The sequence below is a fragment of the Candidatus Xianfuyuplasma coldseepsis genome (genome assembly GCF_014023125.1).
In the GTDB taxonomy this organism is placed as follows: Bacteria; Bacillota_I; Bacilli_A; order Izemoplasmatales; family Izemoplasmataceae; genus Xianfuyuplasma; species Xianfuyuplasma coldseepsis.
Window position 1 is genome coordinate 156804 of sequence record NZ_CP048914.1, and the last position, 19096, is coordinate 175899.

The 19096-nt window shown below is 40.7% G+C and carries 17 protein-coding genes and 1 other annotated feature; of the genes, 1 reads left to right on the plus strand and 16 read right to left on the minus strand.

Going from position 1 to position 19096, the window contains the following annotated elements; all coding sequences use genetic code 11:
* Window positions 1-64: 64 nt before the first annotated feature.
* Both leuS and G4Z02_RS00700 read right to left on the minus strand, forming a co-directional pair.
* A complete protein-coding gene (gene leuS / locus G4Z02_RS00695; protein WP_258877928.1) occupies window positions 65-2467 on the minus strand; it encodes a leucine--tRNA ligase in 2403 nt (800 codons plus the stop codon).
* 36 nt (window positions 2468-2503) lie between these two features.
* Window positions 2504-2709: a binding site (T-box leader), on the minus strand.
* Between the two features lie 30 nt (window positions 2710-2739).
* Entirely contained in the window at window positions 2740-3549 is an 810-nt protein-coding gene (locus G4Z02_RS00700) for a DUF1189 family protein (RefSeq protein ID WP_258877929.1), read from the minus strand.
* 69 nt (window positions 3550-3618) lie between these two features.
* Here G4Z02_RS00700 and mnmL point away from each other — a divergent pair, with 69 nt between their 5' ends.
* A complete protein-coding gene (gene mnmL, locus G4Z02_RS00705) occupies window positions 3619-4557 on the plus strand; it encodes a tRNA modification radical SAM protein MnmL/YtqA (RefSeq protein WP_258877930.1) in 939 nt (312 codons plus the stop codon).
* An 18-nt stretch (window positions 4558-4575) separates the two neighbouring features.
* On the opposite strand, the gene G4Z02_RS00710 is transcribed toward mnmL, so the two are convergent.
* The 14 genes from G4Z02_RS00710 to G4Z02_RS00775 form a co-directional block, all read right to left on the minus strand.
* Entirely contained in the window at window positions 4576-5508 is a 933-nt protein-coding gene (locus tag G4Z02_RS00710; RefSeq protein ID WP_258877931.1) for an aldo/keto reductase, read from the minus strand.
* 11 nt (window positions 5509-5519) lie between these two features.
* Entirely contained in the window at window positions 5520-6806 is a 1287-nt protein-coding gene (citX, locus tag G4Z02_RS00715; protein WP_258877932.1) for a citrate lyase holo-[acyl-carrier protein] synthase, read from the minus strand.
* Complete coding sequence (locus tag G4Z02_RS00720) at window positions 6807-7826, minus strand: nucleotidyl transferase family protein (RefSeq protein ID WP_258877933.1); 1020 nt, start codon at window positions 7824-7826, stop codon at window positions 6807-6809. It abuts the gene before it with no gap.
* A 69-nt stretch (window positions 7827-7895) separates the two neighbouring features.
* Window positions 7896-9302 carry a citrate lyase subunit alpha gene (locus G4Z02_RS00725; protein ID WP_258877934.1) on the minus strand — a complete coding sequence of 469 codons (1407 nt, stop codon included), beginning with the start codon at window positions 9300-9302 and terminating at the stop codon, window positions 7896-7898.
* An 8-nt stretch (window positions 9303-9310) separates the two neighbouring features.
* Window positions 9311-10126, minus strand: coding sequence for an HpcH/HpaI aldolase/citrate lyase family protein (locus G4Z02_RS00730; RefSeq protein ID WP_258877935.1), 816 nt, complete (start codon window positions 10124-10126; stop codon window positions 9311-9313).
* On the minus strand, window positions 10119-10373 hold the full coding sequence (citD, locus tag G4Z02_RS00735) for a citrate lyase acyl carrier protein (RefSeq protein ID WP_258877936.1): 255 nt from the start codon (window positions 10371-10373) through the stop codon (window positions 10119-10121). The genes G4Z02_RS00730 and citD overlap by 8 nt, the downstream gene beginning before the upstream one ends.
* A 4-nt stretch (window positions 10374-10377) precedes the next feature.
* Complete coding sequence (locus tag G4Z02_RS00740) at window positions 10378-11622, minus strand: methylaspartate ammonia-lyase (protein WP_258877937.1); 1245 nt, start codon at window positions 11620-11622, stop codon at window positions 10378-10380.
* Window positions 11619-13082, minus strand: a complete 1464-nt coding sequence (locus G4Z02_RS00745) for a methylaspartate mutase subunit E (protein WP_258877938.1) — start codon at window positions 13080-13082, stop codon at window positions 11619-11621. The genes G4Z02_RS00740 and G4Z02_RS00745 overlap by 4 nt, the downstream gene beginning before the upstream one ends.
* A 10-nt stretch (window positions 13083-13092) precedes the next feature.
* Complete coding sequence (glmL, locus tag G4Z02_RS00750) at window positions 13093-14481, minus strand: methylaspartate mutase accessory protein GlmL (RefSeq protein WP_258877939.1); 1389 nt, start codon at window positions 14479-14481, stop codon at window positions 13093-13095.
* The gene (gene glmS, locus G4Z02_RS00755; RefSeq protein ID WP_258877940.1) at window positions 14478-14885 is read right to left on the minus strand and encodes a methylaspartate mutase subunit S; all 408 of its coding nucleotides are present in this window, start codon (window positions 14883-14885) and stop codon (window positions 14478-14480) included. Before glmS ends, glmL begins: the two co-directional genes overlap by 4 nt.
* A gap of 356 nt (window positions 14886-15241) precedes the next feature.
* On the minus strand, window positions 15242-15721 hold the full coding sequence (locus G4Z02_RS00760; RefSeq protein WP_258877941.1) for a LemA family protein: 480 nt from the start codon (window positions 15719-15721) through the stop codon (window positions 15242-15244).
* An 11-nt stretch (window positions 15722-15732) separates the two neighbouring features.
* Entirely contained in the window at window positions 15733-16884 is a 1152-nt protein-coding gene (gene metK / locus G4Z02_RS00765; protein WP_258877942.1) for a methionine adenosyltransferase, read from the minus strand.
* Window positions 16881-18500, minus strand: coding sequence for an HD-GYP domain-containing protein (locus G4Z02_RS00770; RefSeq protein WP_258877943.1), 1620 nt, complete (start codon window positions 18498-18500; stop codon window positions 16881-16883). Before G4Z02_RS00770 ends, metK begins: the two co-directional genes overlap by 4 nt.
* 12 nt (window positions 18501-18512) lie before the next feature.
* On the minus strand, window positions 18513-19073 hold the full coding sequence (locus G4Z02_RS00775) for a phosphatidylglycerophosphatase A (protein WP_258877944.1): 561 nt from the start codon (window positions 19071-19073) through the stop codon (window positions 18513-18515).
* Between the last annotated feature and the right edge of the window lie 23 nt (window positions 19074-19096).

Sequence of the window (19096 nt, forward strand, 5' to 3'; positions counted from 1 at the left end):
AAATTTTAGTAAAATCCATTAAAATACAAAAACGTCTGCAAACATTTGTCTACAGACGTTTATTTTAACTTACAACAAGATTCACTAGTTTGTTGGGTACGTAAATTTCTTTCCGAATTGTTTTACCGTCGATGAAGGATTGAACCTTCTCTAATTCTTTTGCTTTCGCTAAGATTGTTGCTTTATCGGTATCGACAGGAACTTCCATACGATCCCGAACTTTACCATTAACGCTGACAACGATTGTCATCGAAGTTTCCACCATTTTGGATTCGTCATAGACTGGCCATGGTGCATAGACCATATCTTCTGTATGACCAAGCAGTTGCCACAATTCTTCGGCGATATGGGGTGCAAATGGGTAGACTAGTTTGAGAAGAATCTCGTAATCTGCAGTTGCAACATGATTGGCTTTGGACAATTCATTGACAAGCGTCATTAGTTTCGCAATAGCGGTGTTGAACTTGACGTTCTCGATATCTTCTTCGACACCTTGTATCGTTTTATGGAGAATCATTTGATAGTCCTCATTTGGTTTGTCTTCTACTTTTTCTTCCAAACGAGCGAGTTTATCCAAGAAGCGGCGAGCTCCTTTAACCCCATTTGGATTCCACGGTGTCGCTTGTTCATAATCACCGATAAAGAGAATGTATAGACGCAAGGTATCCGCGCCAAACTCATCAATGATTACATAGGGGTCGACGGTATTTTGAAGCGATTTGCTCATCTTTTCGCCATCTTCACCAAGAATCATTCCTTGAGCAGTTCGTTTTTTATACGGCTCTTTGGTTGGTACTACACCAATATCATACAAGAATTGATGCCAGAAACGAGAGTAAATAACATGGCGTGTTACATGTTCCATTCCCCCATTGTACCAATCGACTGGTAACCAATATTTCAATTTATCATAGGCCGCAAGCTCGTTGTCATTGTGGGGATCGGTATAGCGCAAGAAATACCAACTAGACCCTGCCCATTGTGGCATGGTGTCGGTCTCCCGATGTGCCGGTCCACCACATTTTGGACATGTTGTGTGCACAAATTCGTCAATATTCGCTAGTGGACTTTGTCCATCTTCACCCGGCTCAAATTGATCTACTTCTGGTAGTAGTAAGGGCAAGTCTTTCTCATCAAGTGCTACCATGCCACAGTTGTCACAGTGAACAATAGGAATTGGTTCTCCCCAGTATCGTTGGCGATTAAACGCCCAATCTTTCATTTTATAGTTGATGGCTTTGTGGCCAATACCTTCTTTTTCGAGATGGTCGATAATGGCAACTTTGGCTTCAGCAACACTCAAATCATTAAGGAAATCACTATTGACCAATATTCCTTCATCGGTATCTGTATACGCTTCTTTGGCAATATCTCCACCCGCGATAACTTCGATGATGTCACAACCAAATTTTTGTGCGAATTCATAGTCTCTTGTATCGTGTCCAGGAACGGCCATAATCGCACCTGTACCATACCCGATCATAACATAGTCAGCAACAAAGATGGGAATGGATTTTCCCGTTAGTAGATTGGTTGCAGTTAAGCCATCAATCTCAACTCCAGTTTTATCTTTTGCTAGTTCAACACGTTCAAATTCTGTTTTTTTGCGCGCTTCTACTTGATACGCTTTAATCGCATCTAAGTTATTAATTTTATCCGCTTGACGAACCAGTATTTCATGCTCTGGAGCAATGACCATAAATGTTGCTCCAAACAAGGTATCCGGGCGGGTAGTATAGACTTGTAGGACTTCATCTGTATTATTGACCGGGAAGTCTACATGTGCGCCTGTTGATTTTCCAATCCAGTTCTCTTGTTCAATCCGAATCCGTGGTAACGTTTCAAGATCTTTTAATCCTTCTAAGAGTCGTTCGGCGTATTCGGTAATCCGTAAGAACCACACATCTTTCTCTTTTTGAATAACTGGTGTCTCACAACGATCACATTTTCCACCTTGTGAGTCTTCATTACTGAGCACAACTTTACAACTCGGACAATAGTTGACATAGGTTTTATCACGGAAAGCAAGACCTTTGTTAAAGAGTTGGACAAAGATCCACTGTGTCCATTTGTAGTAGTTGGGATCGGTTGTGTCGACATTCCGACTAAAATCAAAGCTGAACCCAGCTTGTTTTAGTTGCGATAAGAAGGTTTTAATATTGGTATCGGTAACTTCTCGTGGGTGGGTATTGGTTTTAATCGCATAGTTTTCGGTTGGTAAACCAAACGCATCAAATCCCATTGGGAATAATACGTTGTATCCCTCCATTCGTCGTTTCCGACTAATAATTTCCAAACTTGAATAGGCACGAATATGACCAACGTGCATTCCTACCCCACTGGGGTATGGGAATTCAACAAGGGCGTAGTATTTCGGTTTGTCACTGAAATCTTCTGCGTGAAAACGATCATTGTCATACCAGTGCTGTTGCCATTTTGCTTCAATGGCTTTGTGATTGTATTCCATATGAATACTCCTTTCTATAAAAAAAGTCCATCCTAAAATAAGGACGAACATAATATCCGCGGTACCACCTTGGTTCTTCTTGCGAAGCACTTAATTCGTTAACGCCGAATGACGAAACAGGCTCCCGTGTTGCACCTGTTTAACTCCCTAGACTAATTCGTATTTATCCATTCCTAATTTCCACCACCATTAGGTCGCTGTAAATCGTATAAATACTACTACTTCTAGTTCCTCGTTATACTTAGATATAATATCATATGCCTATTTTATTATCAAGGCTTTTTCTCTAATCGACGGACAATTTCCATACTGAGTTGATTGTTTTGTCGAAACGCGAAAATCAGCAATAAAACAACCAGTAACATATTCAAGTTATATAAGCTGTTTAAAATGAGGATGACATACAAACCAGTGGATGAATACACGGTCATGGTAAAGAAATGACGGAAAGGGACAATTTTAAAGCGTAGTCGCAACATCCATGCACTAACGAGAATGAAAAACATGAACAAGAGAAAACCACTTAAGAAATCGATTGCAATCATCATGGTTCCCCAAACCGTCTTGTACGACATCATATAGTCATCTACTGCGGTAAAAATCCGATCATTAAACGCGCGTTCGTCGGTTGTTTGAAGACTAAAATCAAGATTGGTAAAATCACCAGCAATGTCTCCTAAGAGTTCTTGATACAATACTTGATTATTAAACAGAAATACGACAGAATCCCCCTGTACGACAATACTATATTGACTATCGTAATTGTTGTATTGCAACTCTTCTGCGGTCTCGACGTAGAAGTTAACGACTTGATCTTGATAAAACAACATTGTCTGTTCGGTATCACAATAGACTTCTGTATCATTGATACCACAATTAGGATCCAAATCTTCAAATCCATCAGCAACTTCAGTCTTTCGTGCTTCTGTTAGTCCATCATAGGTGATGACATCAATAACGGTTCTCGTACTTAACAAGACGGTAAACAACAATAAATATAGAAAAACCCACAGCAAATGATCATTGCGGTAGTCGAGTAATTTCTTTGGATTTACAATGCTATTTAAAAATCGTTCATACATGTGTCTCACCTTGAACAATTATACCATATATTTTGAAAAAGTGTGATAAAATGTCTATGAGGTGACACGATGAATTACAGGACTGCTGAAAAACCATACAATACCCTAAACGCCTATTACCGCCATACATATGGTAAGAAGGTTTTTAAAGTGTCGCTTAACGGGGATTTTACATGTCCCAATAAAGACGGGACGAGTGGTGTTGGAGGATGCACGTTCTGCTCGCAAAGCGGCTCTGGTGATTTTGCTGGAGATAAAAAGCTCCCCCTCGCACAACAATTCCAAACAATCAAAGCGATGATGCATCAAAAATGGGATGACGCATACTACATTGCTTACTTTCAAGCAAATACAAATACATACGCTGATGTGACTCGGTTAAAAACGCTGTATGATGAAGCCCTCTCACTTGATTCGAACATTGTCGGTTTAAGCATTGCCACACGTTGTGATGCCTTGGATGATACGATTTATGATTTGCTCGAAACATACCACAATCAAACGGATTTAATTGTAGAACTCGGTTTACAATCGATCCACGATAAAACCGCAGAATACATCAATCGCGGACACGATCTAGACTGTTTCACTAAAGCCGTTACAGAACTGCGCAAGCGAGGTATTGCAGTTGTGGTTCACATTATTAATGGCTTTAAAACTGAAACCAAAGAAGACATGTTACAAACGATCGATTATATCAATACCCTCGATGTTCAAGGGATTAAAATTCATTTATTACACATTATGAAACATACAGCGATGGGACGCGAGTATCAAAGGAATCCGTTTCCGATATTATCGCGTGAGGCGTATGTGGATATTGTCTGTGATCAAATTGAACGACTCCATCCCGATATCATCATTCACCGTCTTACCGGGGACAGTCCCAAAGATGTACTACTTGCACCATTGTGGAGTCTTAAAAAATTCGTCGTGATGAACGAAATTGACAAAGAATTACGTCACCGCGGTACGTATCAAGGAATATATTATAAAGATCCGAACTAATTCGGATCTTTTTTTGTTTTACCAGGGGGTGTGTTTGGTTGTAATATACTGATCGTACAACGCTTCAAGTTGCGCCTTTGTCACGTCATCCATGGTATCGTCTTGACTCTGAACGTTGGATGTTAATTGGGCCAACGAGCGAACACCGGGTATCACAGCTGTAACTGCATCAAAGGATAAGATAAATCGCAATGCATCTTGCGCTAGATCATCGCTTGGACAAATGGCTTTGATTCGTTGTACAATATCGAGTCGTGTCTCTTTAACTTCGGTTGTCCACCGCGAGCGGATGCCTTGAAAGGTTGTATCCTTTGTATATTTACCACTGAGCCATCCGGAATCAAGGGGAACTTTAATCAACAGCATAATACCTTTGTTCTGCACCTCATCAAACAATGTTTTTGGGGATTGATGAATGATATTGAACATGATTTCAATGATGTCGACATCATTTTGATGGAGTACAATATCCAATTCTTCGACAGTGTCGATACTAACGCCAAAATGGCGTATGATTCCTTGTTTTTTATATTCACGTAACGCTTGATATAAGGGTTGATCACCGTGAAGTAAATCACGTCCGGGATTGTGCAGAATTACACCATCTAAATAGGTCGTTTGGAGTCGTTGTAAACTACTTTCTACCATTTCATGAAGTCCATCGACACTGAAGTCAGTACGACCATCTGCGGTATGTCCAAATTTGGTGTTGATGAAGACATTGCTCCGGTCATCATGAAGTCCAATTCCGAGTAGTCGTTCACTGTTTCCACTACCGTATCCAGGAGCAGTATCAAAGATATTAATCCCTTGTCTCACTGCTTCTTTCACTAGGGATAATGCGTGTTCATCTGTCATTTCGCCAAAGAATGCTTTGTTTCCTAATTGCCAAGCTCCAAACCCAATTTCTGAAATCGGGCGATTGATTTTTTTTGGTGTGCGATAATTCATGTAGCAACCTCCTAATCGTGTTTTAATAAATGTTTGATTTGTTCGTAGATGATTTTTAGGACGAGCAAGTCGGCACTTCCTCCAGGAGAAATACATTGTTGTTTATAGGTATCACTCAAATGAATGAATGATTCTTTGTTCTCCAAATAACCGCCATTATCGAGAAATTGCTGCACCTCTTGTTGGACTGTTCGTAATGTCTTTATTGAGGTTTTATGGACAATGGTTGTATCGTCGATAACAGCCATCAAACGCAGTAAATATCCATGATGGGTCACATCGTCATCATGATGCACAATCGTTGGGATATCAAAGATGCATTGGAAGCCGCGGCAGGCTTCACCCCGTATTCCTTTTAATCCATGCTCGAGATAGATGTAATCTCCGTGAGACGTTGCGGTCTCTTCTGTCAACTGTTCGTAATAAGAACCAACGATTGCTCGAGATAATTCTTGTATATCTTGAATGAATTGCGCTTCGTTGTTGTGTTGGATAATGTTCTTCGTCAAGACTGGAAGAAATACCCCCAGCGCAAATATCAATCCTTTTTGGGTATTTATTCCAGCGGTCACCTGAAACATCTTCGCTTCTGCTTGTTGGCCAATTTGTTGTAATTTTTTGGGGTTGATATTGTCGTTACACCCTTCTTCAATATAGCGACTGATGAATGGTTTTAAGGCAAACGTACTACGGATGAACGTCTCATAGTTCATGTCTAGATGACAGCCATTATCCCGATGAGAAACGAGGCCAAATTTGGGGTATAATTCTAGTTCACTGTAGATTGCCTTGATGGTAATATTGGTGAGATAATCAATTAAGAAATCACAGGTAATCTCTTGAATTTTCTGATGGATTTCATCGTCGCTGTGGGTTTTATTTCGACTACAGATATGGGCGAAATTGTCACACAGTAGACAAGTTCTTGTTGCACATTGTAAATCTTGTCGAGATATCGGTTTTTTATAATATACGTCAAGATCAATTAATCGTCCTATCGAGTTGTATTCTTCCAACTCAATTGTTCGTTCTTTGACTAAAGTACCGACTTCATTAATTACGTAGAAACAGTAATTTCCATCAGCGCTTTCTTGCCGACCATGCAATTGGATTTTTGCACCAAAGGTGCGGTGTACCAAGTCATTGAAAAACGAACAAATAAATCGCATATGAACCGGATTCTTGTTCGTTCCAACAACATTTGTTTTAAGAATCACCACCGAACAATCGGGGTATTGACGCATCAATTGTTGTACATGCTCGTGGCGCGCTTCTCGCGCTTGTAAAATGGGATTCATTTAGTGTCGTCCTAACGTGTGAGATTGAATCAATGAGATAATCTTTTGTCCCTTTTCACTGTGTAGATAATCATAGGTTGCCTGGGGGACATAGGATTTGATTTTTTCGACTTTACCAGCTTTTATCATCTTCCGTACCAGCGATGCACTAATTGGTTTCTTATGATGTTCCTTACGGGGAATAATCTGGATGTGTTGGCCAAGATGATCTTGCAATACTTGATTGTATTTGTTTGTATTATAGCTATATGGTTCATCACCGAGGTAACGCTTCTTAATATTAAATATCTTTGTATAATATGTTTTATACACCAAGACGTCAACCAACGTTTGTTCGTCTTTAATGAGTTGATCTTCTTTTAAGAAATACTTGGGGAATGTAATCTTACTTACAAGATAACTAAGTGTCGGTACAACCGTGACATTAAGAAGATGTTCGGTCGCATGTTGGATGATTTCAAAGCGATCAACAAACGGGAAACTTGACAAATCTTCACTGACAACAAAAACGAGAACTTGTTTGTTTTCTCGTGCTGCAGTTTCGATTAAATAGAGATGCCCATTGGTCATTGGATTGGCGTTGATGATTACGGCTGCTTTGGGTGAATCATCAATCTTGTATGTGGTTTTTAACTCAGTCAAGACGTCATTGATATAGCGTCCACCTTCCAGTAAGACCGTATTCATCGTCTGCACAACTCGTTTCATGTGTAAACTACGGAATACTGATTCATTCTGTGGTAACGTAAAAACAAAGTAATGATCCACACCACGTTTTTCTAGTATATGAACCATATGATGAAACATCATGTTGGTGATGTTTTGTTGCTGGTAGTTTGGTGCAACCAAAAAACACTTCATGATGTTGTTCGCCAATGATCCGGTTGCGATAATCGTGTCCTTATCGTAGACCAATATCGAATAGGTGATATCAAACTCATAATCGAGATTATAGCGATGTAAGAAACGAATTAACTGTTGTTTTTCTTCTTCCAATATAACTTCTTTTATAGTAAACATTGTATTCCTCCTATTGTGGTCTCCAACATTATTATACACCCAAGTCAAAAAGAAAGACAAACGAGTTGTCTATTTCTTTTGATATAAGGTATCAATAATGTCATACGTTCGATCTTCAATGACACCAATTGGGGTTGTTGTCCGTTTGATATCCCGGGGTGTACCGGTTAATCGGTATGCCCGTTGTTGCAGTTCCTGGATCTCGAAAATCGGTAATGAGGAATGCGCCAGTTGTTGCCGTAAATCGGTTCGCTGAGGATGTATGGCAATCCCTCGTTCAGTAACCAGTATATCCACATGTTGTCCTAGGGTTGTAATCGTTGTAACGCGATCTTTGATCAAGGGTAACCGTCCCCGAAGTAATGGTGATACAATCACAGTGATGGAACTATCACTTGCGGTATCACTATGACCACCACTTCCTCCAATAATGGTCTGATGGGAGTCAGTTGTTACGTTCACATTGAAGTCACAATCTATTTCGGTGGCTCCTAGAATGACAATATCGAGATCCTTTGTAATATGCATTGGATCTTGGGGATTGGCATAGCGTGAAGCGCTGATGGCGATGTGATTGGGATTGGTTGCAATTGAATCGACCGCGTCCAAATCAAAACATTGGACATCGTATAGGCGTTCAACGAGACCTTCTTCTAACATCCTCACATGGTGCGTTGTGATTCCACCACTAAAGAAAGATGCTGTGATCTGATGTTCTTTCATGTAATCCCCAATGTGTTTGGTGACACGAAGACTGATTCCTCCCGCACCACTTTGATATGAAAATCCATTGGTTATCGCTCCCAGTTCAATCAGTGTTTGCGTTGCTAAACGCGCTATTTTTACACCAATGGGGTTGGTAGTTATATTTGTTGTGCCACTGACAATTCCAGCGGGATTACCGATGTGATCGACAACAATCACACCGTCTACGTCGGTTCCTATTATTTCGGGTTGTTCCAGTTTGTCTTCAATGAGATGATCGGTAATCAATATGGTTTTTTTCGCGTGAATACTGTCCGCAATCGCATAGCCTAATGAACCGCATTTACTGGGTCCTAAGTAGCCGACACCATTACCGGATGAATCGACTGTTGGACAGGCAATATAGGCAACATCAATTACTTGTTTTCCTTCGATAATACTCCGCGCTCGACCCCCATGGGTCTGCATTGTTAATTGCCCCGGTAGTCCATGGGTGCTAAGATAGTCACCGACGGGACCATTGATGTAATTGGTGGTAATATGGTCGATTTGGTTGTGTTCCAACAACGTCATAATCGATGTATACGAAGGAAAGATTGAGCTCGGAAATAAATGGAGATGTTGGACGTTGTGATCGATATAGTAGGCTAAAACATCATTGATCACAAAATCACCGTTTCGAAGGTGATGATGAAACGATATGTTTTTGTGGGTGTGAATGTCGAACTCTTGAAAAAAATGATCCAATGATGCATAGATTGTTGGTGCCATAGTATCACCTAGATTATCTTGTATTCGTGTGCAAGCTGTAGTAGTTTTTTTGCTTTTTCAATAATGGGGCGATCCACCATTTTACCATCTAGACTAAATGCCCCTTTTTTGGTCTCTTCCGCTTTTTTCACAATTCTCATGGCTTCATTAATCGCCGCTTGGGATGGTGTAAATATGGTATTAATGCAATCAATATGATTCGGATGAATCGCGGCTTTACCTGTACATCCAAATTGCTTTGCCGTCTCTGTATCCGCTTCTAAACCAATGACATCCTCTTTATCAATCCATGGTGTATCGATTGCTTCAATATCATAAGCACGACATACAATCGCAAGGTATTGGCGAACGTATTCAATTTCCAATCCATCAGGTGTACGCTGAATATTCATCTCTTTGCTAAAATCCTCTGCTCCGAGCAACAACCCTTGTACCTGAGGATGTTGTGCCATTTCTTTTGATTCGAGAACGCCCCGTGGTGATTCGATTATGGGGATCAGTGGTTTATCAGTATATTGCATGAGTTGCTTGATGGTTGAGAGCGATGCTTTGGGCAAGACAAACCCACAGATTTTTGTTGCGGAAAGCTGTGTCACATCATCGATAAAATGCGGTGAAGATGGATCGTTTATCCGAACAAAGACATCGACATTTTGTGGTTGTACGTGACGCAAGAACTCATCGACCAATATTCGAGCGGCATCTTTTTCATATTCGACAACACTGTCTTCTAAATCAAGAATTACCGCATCGCTGTCGAACACATCGACATTTTGAATCATCGACGGGGTATTTCCAGGAATAAATAAGTAGCTTCTATTCAATATAACCACCTCGTTTTAAGGCTGTGATGACGCGACTGCGAATCGTATAGTCCAGGGCTCCCTTATCAAAGCATTCTACTTTCATATCCGTGATGTTATGTTCCTGTAAAACCGTTGAAATCACCGCGTATATCTGATCACCAAACTGATCGAAAACAATGCTTTCGATTTGGATTTGTATTCCTTCACTAGGAGATACGTGTATACGGCAATCACTGGACTCGGTTGTTCCGGCAGTATGAATCATGATATCACCCTTTGTGTTGAATTCGTGCTAGAGTACGATTCATGAAGTTATTCACAATCATAATTCCCTCATCGGTTCCCATACCTGGTTTGGCTAAGCACTGTGTTGCGTCACAGGCAATGGCAATAGCAGTCGTCACTTCAGCACTAATATTGGTTTCATTGCAGGTCCCACCACTATACGCACCAATGCCTTTGTCCTTGCAGTAGAGTAACGCTTCAATAATATTGTTGACACCGCCTAAATCCGGTGTTTTTACTTGCAACATATGACCCGCTTGATGATCGGCAAAATACTTGACATCATCCAGGGTATTACACCATTCATCCGCGACGATTTCTATCGAGCGATGATCGGCATTGATCCGTTTTGTGAGTGCCTGAAGATGCATCATTGTCTCGTGCCGGTTTCCTGCATCTACAGGTCCTTCAATCCGCAACGTAAACGGGGATGCAATTGCTTCTAACTCACATAAGTACTGATACATTTGATCGATGTCATTATCAAAAATAATCCCAATTGTTCCATATACATCAATGTGAAAGATGGGGTGGTAATCATCCCGCGTCCGTAGTTGTAGGACGCGTCCGCGTAACCAAGACACATACTCTTGCAAAATTTCACCGTGATGACCTAACTTAGTATCAATATTGTTGATTAATGCATGTGGCATTACATCGACTTCTTTGATAATCATCTTATCCACATTGGTGTAACGGTCATCTCCGGTTTGCGCAAATAACGGGATGCGACGATAGATTGTATCTTGTATATTGTACTCGTTACGGACAACTTCACTCATGGTGCAGTGTTGTGCTTTCGCTGTTGCATCGAGTAGTGCTTGAGTAATACCATAGCGTAATGCCGTATGAAGTTGCCGTCCATCGATGATGAGACGATCGATTTGCTCCGCGATGGGACGAAAAGATTCAACTTGTAATCCAATCAGTAATGGCGCAATATGTGTTGTAATAATCTCTTTTGCCTCAGACGCAATAAATAAGGGATCGCGTCCTCCAGCTCCACTGTATTGTACGGCAGCAGCATCACCGTATGCTATCTGGCCATCATCCAACACCAACATGATACTAAGGGCTTCCCCTTTTTGACGAATGTGTTCAAACTTATCGGTTTCAGGATCTCCCAAATAGGTGAATCCATCTTGGATGGCACCGTGTTTGATTGCTTGTTGATCGTCGAAATAAAATCCGGTTAAACTTTCACTGCAAATGATGTCGATGATTTTCACTGTTCTTCTCCTTGAAATCCAACCAAATGTCCATCGCTGACAGCATAAATGTCGTCGATGACCATTTGGATACTAAATTCACGATGTTGTTTGTTGGCACGTTCTTGTAGTTTCTGATGATGAAATGTTTTGATGTCATCGTTGAATGCGAGATTACCAAACTCCAAAATTCGAATTTTTCCCTCAATATCACGAGCCGGTAATACTTTTCCATGATTGAGTTCGCTAGGAGCAAACGGTATATCAAGGATTCCTCGTTTAAAAGCATTGACAACGCCTTGAGCCACATCGCCTTTTCCCGCTTCGACCACAGCATGAAGTAAGGCATCGACTTCGCGTTTTATTTGATTGATTTCCATGTCTAATTCGGCACTATTTGGAACTTGTTGATCTTTTAACAAATGTGTCAAATAGCGCGACGTACGAAGCGCATTGGCATTGGCTTCTTTTGTCGGAACCCCATACGATTCATGTGTTGTTTTGGTAATCATTTTCGTTGCTTTCCCTAACGCAGCAACGGTACTGGCATACCCAATCAACGCCATGGCTTCACTCTCATTTGCTGGGAAACCACCCATCCATTGATGGAAGACCGTGGTCACAAAGACATCGTTATAGCCAAAGAGCTTTAAATAATGGTTGGTTTGTTCTTCTAAGCTACGTAAGGCGGCAATATCTTGGATCATATTCCCTCCTTGGCCATAGCCGACGGTAATATTTTTTACACCTTGTTCGGCTGCTAATAGTGCTTCGATAATCGCAACTGTATTCCCAATTGATGGGGGTACGAGGGTTCCGGTTAAGGGACCAAACGGTTCACGGTTCAACTCAACACCATGTTCTTGGTAATAGCCAACCAAGCGGTCACAATATTGCCAGTAACGCAGGGTATCTTCTAAACTGATGTTTTTCGCATAGGGAATGTTGTAACTGATGCCGCCACCTTCATTGGATGTCCAGCCAGAGGCGTGAATAATTTCACTTAGTAGCCGGGCATCGGGTGTTCCATGGCGAGCTTGAAGAGGTACATTGATACTATCAAGTACCTTTGTACATCCATCAACGCCATAGTTTACGGCGGGAAAACCATTTAATAAACTACGACCTTGTTTTTCGGATTCTTTGATACCGTCCTCAGCATTATTATATCGATTGTGACGTGTATACGAATCAATTGTCGAGGGTAACACGTCCGCTTTTCCTTCATTTTGTAAGTATTGTAATAGTTCTATATGTTTATCAATCGGGGCCATACCAGCACGTGGTTGAACCAAGGTAATACCACGTTTTTTTGCTTGTCGTAAGACATGCGAAAACTGTTTTTCCTGTGGTACTTGTTTTAGTTTTTCAACAGCCTTTTTCAAATCCAAATCCGGATGATTCCCAGTTGGCCAAGCACGTAAAACGTCCTGTCGAATCGACAGGAATTCTGCTTCGGTTAATCGTTTGTTTGTAATCATGGTATCGCCTCTACATTAAGTATTGTTTAAGCAGCTTCAGTGCTACCTTAGGGTATTTCTGACTTAATAATCCCATTGCTGACATGATGTAGCTCTTGTCGATTAAAATCGATGGATTTGTCGGTCGTAATTCTAAGGCTTTGTTCGATTTTTTGTTCACTTGCTTTAAGATTTTTTTCGCTTCTTTATTGTTGATTAATACACCACCTGTACCAATGACATATTGAATTCCAGTCAGGTCTTTCCCGGTTTGGTAATACATGTCACCTAAGGGAGTGTGTACGACTTCAACGTGACCAACGTGACGACTCATCGACACATCACAACAGATTTTTGCAATCGCTTTGTCAAATTCTTCTTCATCTTTGGTTTTGGGGATAAAGTCGACGTGACTACTGCGACGATTGAGTGATTTTTCAATATTGTGATTACAGGTGTCATCCTCTTCAAAGTAGCGCTTAAATTCATAATCAGAGACCAAACTCAGTAAGGCGTTTGCACTGTAGCGCATCCCGAGATCACCTTCAACGGTACGTTTTGCGAAGGGTTCTTCTAGTCCTTTTAAAATGACTTCAGTTCGTTTGGGGAATCCTTCCCCAATGGTATGGACATCGGTGGTTGCACCACCAATGTCAATCACGATTAGTTCTCCATATCCTGCTTCGTCTTCATAGCCTTTACTTAAGAGTTCTGCAGCAAGTAATACGGCTTCAGGGGTAGGCATGATAATCTCCCCGATCCGTTCTTCGGCTTTTTTAATACCTTTGGCTTCAATGATTTTATCGATGAAGATTTTACGGATTGCGTGTTTAGCTTCACTAACATCGAGTTTTTTTAGTTGTGGCATAACGTTGTTGACGAAGTAGTATTCGATATTGGATTCTTGGAATTGTTCCTCGATTTCATCATAGGCATCCTTATTCCCAGCAACAATCACCGGAACGCGAATGCCGAATTGTTTGATTTTCCTAGCGTTATGAAGGATGCATTCCTTGTTCCCACCATTGGTTCCACCGGCGAGTAAAACAATATCAATGTCCGCATCTTTCAGTTCTTGTGCTTCTTTGTTGGTCATATGGTGTGAATAGACTTTGGTAACAATGGCTCCCGCACCCAGACAAGCGCGTTTGGCGGCTTCCACGGTTAACTCTTCGACGAGACCAATTGCGGCCATTTTCAATCCACCTGCGGCACTACTACATGCAGAAATACCAGAGATGTGTTTAATCTCTGGGTGATCACTGATGAGGTATTTAAAGGCTTTGTCATAGCCATCTAAAACATCGGTTTCCACGGTTGTTGGTGCTTTCGCTGTCCCGATGATGTATTCGTTCTCTAAATCGACGCAGGTGAGTTTGGTGTAGGTTGATCCGAAATCTACTAGGAGATAAGGATTCATTGAACCATCAGATCGTGACGTAAGTCCTTCAGGGCGTCTTCGATCTTTTGCCCTGGTGCATACACACGATCAAATCCCATGTCCTTAAAGCGTTTTTCGACTTCTGTGAAGTCTTGTTTCCCCACCACAATGTTTCCACCTACGTACAGTTTTACGTGGTCTAACCCAGCTTCCACGCATTTCTCTTTGAAATATCGACAGTCCATTTCACCATGGCCATATAGACTCGATACCAAGATTGCTTTGGCATCGGTTTCAATGGCGGCATTAATAAAATCTTCTTGACTCGACAACACACCAATGTTAACAACATTGAATCCATTTTCACTGAGTACATAGTCAATGATTTTATTACCGACGGCATGGACGTCTGCTCCGATGACACCTATTACGACTGTATTCATCGATACTCCTCCTATAATAACAAAAGGACAGTCTCTAAAAAGAGTGCTATCCTTTGATTTTTTCGTCACGAATAAACAGTGGTCGTTTTTCTGATAAAACGGCTGGTTTTCGAACTATTTTTCCGTTCATTTGACTGTTTGGAATCATGTCTCGATACCTCTATTTATTCAGAGTTAGTCTGTAAAACATTATATATATTATACTAGTATGTTGTATAAATCAAGTGTTTTTGTGTTTTTTTTGTAAGCGTTTGTATAAATGACTTGTTTTTCATCATATTTTTCAATTTTCATTCATTTTCATGCGTAATGGTCAAATGAAAATATTTTCAAAGAAAAAAAGCACAATTTGTGCTTTATCCAAAATATTCTTTTAGTTCAAGGTTCATCCGTAGGGCAAGATATCTCGTTGGAAAGACACTGATGGTTTGATTGTAGATCAGAACTTTCGAGTTGTATATCCGCCGGATTTTTTGAAGGTTGTCGTATTCCTCTTTCATAATGATGTATTCTGGTTCATCGTGTTCGTCCACTTCATCATAGAGGAGATTGATCGAGTTATATAAATCTTGGCGCGTATTTAAAAGCAACGAGCGAATTCGCTTTTTTCGATAACGTCGAACCATGCGGACACATTCGAGATTGTCCTCGGTCTTGACAAGATCAAGATGTTCATAAAACAAGCGATGCACTTTTTCTAGTTGACGATAGAATGCCACTTCATCTTTCGTTACTTCATTCCATAATCGAAGTAATCGCTTGCGTTGATAGACGATGATGACCCACACAATTGCTGCGAGTACAACGATGATGAGTAAATCCCATAACCAGTTCATCTAATCACTCCTTACAAGTATTGTTTCAATGCCTCAACTTTGTCTAATTTTTCCCATGGTAAATCAAGATCAGAACGTCCAAAATGTCCATAAGCTGCTGTTTGTTTGTAGATGGGTCGTTTCAGATCCAGTTCTTTAATAATGGCTTTTGGATGGAGGTTAAACTGGTCTTCAATCGCTTGGACAATTACCTCATCCGATACATGTCCCGTATTAAATGTTTCGACATAAATATTCATTGGATGGGGGATTCCAATCGCATAGGATACTTGCACTTCACACTTGTCAGCAAGCCCTGCAGCAACGACATTTTTGGCGACATAACGGGCCGCATAAGCAGCACTTCGATCGACTTTCGATGGATCTTTTCCACTGAATGCTCCTCCACCATGGCGGCCAACACCACCATACGTATCGACGATAATCTTCCGTCCGGTTAACCCCGCATCTCCTTGGGGTCCACCAATGACAAAGCTACCGGTCGGATTAATGTAGTATTTCGTATGTTCATCGAGTAAATTGGGATCAATAACAGCATCAATAACATGTGTTTTAATATCCGCATGAATCTGCGATTGGGCAATCTCTGGAGAATGTTGTGTGGAGATGACAATACTATCAATTCGCTGCGGTTGATTGTCATCATCAAACTCCATTGTCACCTGCGTTTTTCCATCCGGACGTAAGTATGCGAGGGTTCCATTTTTACGAACTTCGCTCATTTTCCGAGCGAGTTTATGGGCTAAGTGAATGGTGATTGGCATATATTCATCCGTCTCATTGGTTGCATATCCAAACATAATCCCTTGGTCGCCAGCACCTTGTTCGTGTTCAAGTGAATCATCCACGCCCATCGCAATATCAGGTGATTGGGGATCAATCGCCACCAAAACCGCAAGATTTTCGGAATCAAAACCATATTTCCCTCGATCATACCCGATTTCTTTAACGGTATTACGAACGATTTCTTGAACGTTGATGTAGGTGGTTGTAGTTATTTCACCACTGACTAGTACTAACCCGGTTGTGACACTGGTTTCGACGGCCACTCGAGCATCGGGATCATCGGTTAATATCGCATCTAAAATCGCATCGCTGATTTGATCGCAAATTTTATCAGGATGGCCTTCTGTTACACTTTCGGATGTAAAAAATCGTTTCATTCTGCTTCACCTAATTCTGAGTATTTATATTTCTCATAAAACGCTTCAAATTCCATTTGATATTTTAAGAATCGATCCAAAATGTAGGGTTCGAAGTACTCTTTGAACTCTAGCTGTAGTAAATCGATCGCGCGTTTATGTTTTAATTCACTTTTGTAATTTCTCTCTTGACGTAAGATATCATAAATTTCAGCAAGAAGGATAATCTGTCCTTCTTGTGAGCGTTGAATCCGTTTCATTTTCTCGACAAGGTTGGGATCCACGGTTTTCTCAAAGTGCATTCGAACAATGTCTTCTGATTTCTGATTGAGTTGCAATCGTTTGATAACAACACTACCAAGTACCGTTTTTTCACGAATGACACCGTAGTCTTTTTCCGTAAGCGTATCTTTGCCTTCGTATTGTAAGATGGACAAATCGGTAACGCGATCAATATGAATCACGGAATAATTATAAATTTCGGAACATACACGTGACGAGAGGCCTAAGATGTTCGCTAGGCGACTTGCCATTTCCGCAACGCGGTGAACATCGGCTTTGTTCTGATTGATGGTATGCGAGTTAAACACACTGATAACATCAAATACATCCCCGACAACCGCCGTAAAGTCCTGTTCCATTTCGCGACGTTTTATCATTTCTTCTTTCCGTTTGTTATTCATCATCTGGCCAATCGATACACTGGAGTAAAGGGCAATGTAGAACACCACCAGCGTTACGGTTCTTAGGACAATGTCAATTGTAATATTGACATTGGTGACAAATAAGTAATCGTATAACTCTTGGAAGCTTGCTGCATGATCGTATAACGGATACATGATTAAAATATGGACGATGAACATAAATCCAAAGACCCAGCGGAATAAGATTCGAAGTAAGGTTGCATCTTGATACAAACTAATTACGATCAACGAGAAATAGATTAATAAATATCCCGCTTGAGATATTGAAATATCAGTAATATAGGTCGTGATCCGCGCGTCATTTCCAAGTTGAACCAAATCGCCGATAACGACATTCCCTGCGGACCACCGCAGTTTGATGTAGACCCCAATTGAGGCCATTAATATGTAGACACTACCGATGTACATCGCCATTTGTTGTTTCAGTAAAGTACGTGGTTTTTCATTGATGATTTTCCGCAAGGTACGTGAAATAATCAACATCAATACGGCAAATGCAGCAATGACGATATAGTTAGGTCGTTGATTACCAATAAACCCAAAAAACAGAATGAAAATCGCATTGATGATGAATAAGATTCGGCGATTAACTTTATTCCGTTGGAAAAGGACCGATGTATTGTCCAAGATATCGACATCGGCTTCAAAGTTGAAGAGTTCGATGAATTTTTGAACAACAAATCGATAATATACTTTTATTTTATGGCGTAAGCCAGATGGTTTCTCAACGACTTCTGTTTTCGGTTTTTCTTTTTTGTATAATATTTCTACTCGTGAGACCAAGTTTCTAAAGAAGATGGCTACTTTATCGGTAACGGTTAGTTTGTTTGGATCGATACCCTTGTTTAAATCTTCATAGTACTTCTTCAGTTCTTCGGGTTCAGACGTAGGTTTTTGAAAGAAATCGTCAAGGCGTTTATAGTCCTTAGCCATGGACCTCACTCCCTATACGTCTAAATCGAGTTTGATTTCCTCTACATTGGGATCTTTATGCGCTTCTATTTCATTTAGCATTTGGGCAACACGTGTCGAGGCTGCTGCTGCAAGAGCACCCACGATATCATCCATAAACGTATGACACATACCACCGTGTTTACCTTCACCGTTCAGACGATCGATAACCAGTGGTTTGTTGACATCAATATCGCCAAAGTTGGTTTTGCCGATGGTGCCGTACAAACCAGCTAATTCAAGACCAAACAACTCATCGATACCAAACATGCCTAAGTCGATTTTCAAGATGTCTTGAATCGGACCTTTGAATAAACCAGCATCGGTTAATCGATCAATTTCTGCACCGAGTTGCAAGATGTGGAAAACATCACGTAAACTCAAGATTTTTTCCACGCTATCAATGCAATCAGCCATTGAGACTTGATCACTCCATTTTGCCTGTTGACGATACGCCACTTCGGCGATTTCTTCAACGGTAACGGTACGTTCTTTTAGCGTTTGAATATTTAACTCAAGCATCTCATCACGAGAATATAATCCGGTTGGTTTCAATTGCATCACCTCTAATATTATAT